A 3,823-nucleotide genomic window follows, 5' to 3' on the forward strand; every position below is an offset into this window, starting at 1 on the left:
CGCGTGACTGTCCCGGCCAGACCTGCCGGAGACCAGATGAGCACCCCGGCTCCTACACCACGCCTCGGGACACGACCGGGATCAGCAGCGCGGCGTCATCACCCGGCCGCGGATCAACCATCCCGCCGACCAGCTGGCGGCGCCACGTGTACAGGCAGCTTTCCGCCACCCCATGCCGGCGGGCGACATGGACGACGATCGCACCCGGTTCCAGCGTCTCCGCCACCAGCCGCGCCTTCTCCGCCTCGCTCTACCGCCGGCGCCGCTCCTTGCCGGTGATCACCTCGACCCTCTGCATCAAGCGAGCCTCCTTCTGGACTCCAATGGAGCCTCCGTAGACCCGCTCTTCACCTACTTTCTCACCACCAACAAGGCGGCGTTCCACAGCTGCTTACGGTGCGGATATCTCCATGTCCGGTGTGGCAGCAAACAAATAGGATTGACATCCTAGGATATTTTGCTGAATAAATTCCTTTCGCAGGGCGGTCAGAATCTGCCGCATTCCCTCCAACGCTAACCGGAAAGGGCCAGTTTTCTGATGACCACTCAAATTCCCAGCGATGCCGATGGTGTGCCGATTCCCGCGTTGCGGCTGAAGCCCAGCGGCAGTCATGCCCTAGCGGTGACCGCGACGAGCGGCCGCCTCGGTCCCTTCGATCCGGACACCCGCGTGGTGGCCCTGTTCGCCACCGGCCCTGTGTTCCTGAGATCGGGGAACGGCACAGTGCAGGCGTCCTCGGGCGATCATTACTTTCCCGATGGCATTTGGTGCACGCTGTCGTTGGGCGGCGGCAAGACGGACCGGCACACCCATTTCGCGGCGATCACCGCGGCGGCCAACTGCACTCTGTACCTTTCGGAGATGGAATGATGCTGGCCCGTTTTTCCCTGGGACTGATGACCATGATGCGGGCGCCGTGTCGCCCGGACAGCACGCTCATGACGAGCGAAAGCGCCCTTCTTCTCACGACCGAATCGGGTCTCTGTCTGATCCAGGAGTAGAGCCGCCATGTCTCAGACCGTTAGGATCTCCCAACTGCCCGGCGCAACGGCGCTTTCCGGCGAGGAGATCATGCCCGTGGTTCAATCCGGCCAGACCCGCCAGGCCAGTGTTGCCCAGTTGCGAGCGGGGTTGGCCCATGCGGTGAACCCGGCTTTCTCGGGACTGGCCTGCTTCGGCTCGCGCTCGGTGGCCACGGCCGGGGAAACGTTGCTGCTGTCGCCGGCCGCGGTGACCGGAACGGGCGCCTCCATCAAGCTGGCCGTGTCGTCCAGCGGCGACGGCGACGGCAGCCCGAACATGGCTTATCTCGGCGTCGACGGCCCGGCGCTTGGCGGCGTGGCCTTCCTGGACACTGGCCATTTCGGGGTTGCTGCGCGGACGCCGCTGGAACTCCGGGTGAGTGGCGTGGCGATCGCCAAGTTTCTGCCGGCCCAAGTCACGGTCGCCGGAAACATCCTTCCGATGGCCGATGCTTCTCAACACTTGGGCGCTCCGGCCACGCGTTGGGATGACGTTTACGCAATCAACGCGGCGATCCAGACCTCCGACGCGCGCAGCAAAAGCGACGTGGCGGACTGCACTCTGGGAATCGACTTCATCAAGGCATTGCGGCCGGTTCAGTACCGTTTCGCCGACATCGACGATCCCGGCGAGGTCGTCCGCCGGACCGTCGAGCGGGTAAAAACCGTTCGTCGCGTCAGGGTCGGCGAGGAGATCCGCAAGCTCGAGGGCCAGTACCGGGTGTTTCCGGTGGAAGAGACGGTCGAGGAGGCTGTCCTCCGTTACGAGCCACTGTTCGATTCCGAAGGCCGTCCTCTTCTTGATGATGAAGGGAGGCAGCGCCTGCACCCGGTGCCGGAAACCGAGACGCTGGAGGTCGAGGAGGTCATGCGCCCGGCCTGCGTCAAGCAACACCGGCGTCCGCACTATGGCCTGATCGCCCAGGAGGTCAAAGCCGTCCTGGACCGGCTGGGGATGGACATGGCCGGTTATGTCTATGAGCCGGACGTCGACCGCCATGGGCTGCGCTACGGCGAGTTCATCGCCCCGCTGATCCGGGCCTTCCAGGAACTGGCGGGACGGGTTGAAACGCTGGAGCGAAGCGTCATTGAGTAAGCGGCATAGCGCAAGGCGGTGGGAGGCTTTCGTCCCCGCCGCCTTGCGCTACGTGATCGTTACACTTTGGTGGACAGGTCCTTGGTTTCCTGAACCCAACGGGCAACCAAATCGGCCGGGTAACCACGATGGAAATGGCGTTTCCAAGGATAAGCGGGCTTGTCGGTGCCGTCGCGCAGCATGATAGCCGACGTCGGTCCGCGGTCTTTGGCCGGGACCCCGGCTGCAATCTGGTGAGGGGTCACATTCTTGGATACCATGCTGGATGCGGCGACCAATGCACCTTCACCGATGGTCACTCCAGGCAGGATCACGCTCATTGTTGCAATGACTGCGAAGTCCTCTACTATTACACCTTCCATATGGTTACTGGGCGGATGAGGGTCATTGGTCAGAACAACGTAGGGGAATATCCAGACGCAGTTTCCCACCTTGGATTTTTGTCCGATGTGGACATTGCTGTGGGTTCGCGTGTAGTCCCCAATGGTGCAGTGCCCTTGGATGTCCGATAGCGTCCCCAACTGGAAGTTAAGGCCGGCTTTGGTCTTTTCACGGACCGTGACGCGGTGGCCAGTGACGAGCCGATCACCAAACTCTGATCCTTCATAAAACACACTGTGAGACCGGATCAGAGAATTGCAACCAATAACCAACGGCAGCCCTTCGGCCAAAGAGGTTGGAAGGCCAATCTCGCAGTTGCTTCCGATCTGTGTCCCTGCGCCAATCTTGACGTTGCCGTGGACGATGGTAAAAGGGCCAATTTCGACATCGGCTCCAATAATGGCGGTGGGGTCAATGATTGCGGTATGATGAATAGCCACTGGAGCAACTCCTTTGGCGATATTATCTGAGAGGCTTAGATCTTGACTTGTATTTCACAAAAATTCCAAAATCAAGAAAATTATATAATACCAAGACTCACGGATCATGACCGATGAGCCCAGTCGCGCAGTCCGATGGACATGATGGTCCAGGGCTGCTCGACGAGGGCGTTCCAGGCGAAGCAGCAGTGATCGAGGATGTCCTGGTAGGAGGCGAAGACCCGGTTGGAGAGCCAGTTGTCGCGCATGTACTGCCAGACGTTCTCCACCGGGTTCAATTCGGGTGACTTCGGCGGCAACGGCAGCAAGGTGATGTTGCCGGGGACCGGCAGTTTGGCCGAGGTGTGCCAGCCGGCCTGATCGAGCAGCACGACGGCATGGGCACCGGGCGCCACGGCGTGGGCGATCTCCTCCAGATGCAGCGCCATCGCCTCGCTCGTGCAGCGCGGCAGCACCAGGGCGGCGCCCTTGCCCTGGGCCGGGCAGATCCCCCCGAACAGATAGGCCGAGCGCGTGCGCTGATCATGTGGGGCCGCCGGTCGGGTGCCACGGCGCGCCCAGCGGCGGGTGATTTTGTTCTTCTGGCCGATGCGGGCTTCGTCCTGCCACCAGACCTCTATGGGCTTGCCGGCGGCCTCGTGCGCGGCGATCTGCGCCAGCAGGGCGAGGAAGTTTTTTTGAACGCCTCGGCGGCGCCGGGATCCTCGGCGTGGTGGCGGGGGCGGGCCGACAGCTTGCGGAAACCCAGAGCGCGCAGTTCCCGGCTCAGCGTCTGCTTGGAGTCGGTTATGAGACCTGTGCGCGAAGGGACTGTCAGGAATTCCGTGTACGGGCCGGTTGTGATCAGGCGAGCGTGAACCGGTCCTCGAAGAGGATGGCGAGC

The 3,823-nt window shown here is 62.3% G+C and carries 3 protein-coding genes and 2 pseudogenes; 2 read left to right on the forward strand and 3 right to left on the reverse strand.

The window, feature by feature from the left end; translation table 11 throughout:
• Nucleotides 1–52: 52 nt before the first annotated feature.
• Nucleotides 53–238, reverse strand: a pseudogene (locus Q4I23_RS31200) (transposase); the annotation flags it as partial.
• Nucleotides 239–538: 300 nt separating this feature from the next.
• Between Q4I23_RS31200 and Q4I23_RS31205 the strand changes: the two are divergent.
• Together Q4I23_RS31205 and Q4I23_RS31210 are read left to right on the forward strand one after the other, a co-directional pair.
• On the forward strand, nucleotides 539–871 hold the full coding sequence (locus Q4I23_RS31205; protein ID WP_498528787.1) for a hypothetical protein: 333 nt from the start codon (nucleotides 539–541) through the stop codon (nucleotides 869–871).
• Nucleotides 872–1,009: 138 nt separating this feature from the next.
• A complete protein-coding gene (locus tag Q4I23_RS31210) occupies nucleotides 1,010–2,119 on the forward strand; it encodes a tail fiber domain-containing protein (RefSeq protein WP_498528788.1) in 1,110 nt (369 codons plus the stop codon).
• A 59-nt stretch (nucleotides 2,120–2,178) separates the two neighbouring features.
• Here Q4I23_RS31210 and Q4I23_RS31215 read toward each other — a convergent pair whose 3' ends face one another.
• Both Q4I23_RS31215 and Q4I23_RS31220 read right to left on the reverse strand, forming a co-directional pair.
• On the reverse strand, nucleotides 2,179–2,940 hold the full coding sequence (locus tag Q4I23_RS31215) for an acyltransferase (protein WP_498528789.1): 762 nt from the start codon (nucleotides 2,938–2,940) through the stop codon (nucleotides 2,179–2,181).
• 104 nt (nucleotides 2,941–3,044) lie between these two features.
• Nucleotides 3,045–3,730 (reverse strand): annotated as a pseudogene (locus tag Q4I23_RS31220) (IS630 family transposase); the annotation flags it as partial.
• Between the last annotated feature and the right edge of the window lie 93 nt (nucleotides 3,731–3,823).

The sequence above is a fragment of the Azospirillum sp. UFLA03-27 genome (assembly GCF_059803775.1).

What these genes read in the sequence shown, in the direction of transcription:
- Q4I23_RS31205 (WP_498528787.1), top strand. Translation starts at nt 539, where the DNA reads ATGACCACTCAAATTCCCAGCGATGCCGATGGTGTGCCGATTCCCGCG.
- Q4I23_RS31210 (WP_498528788.1), top strand. Translation starts at nt 1,010, where the DNA reads ATGTCTCAGACCGTTAGGATCTCCCAACTGCCCGGCGCAACGGCGCTT.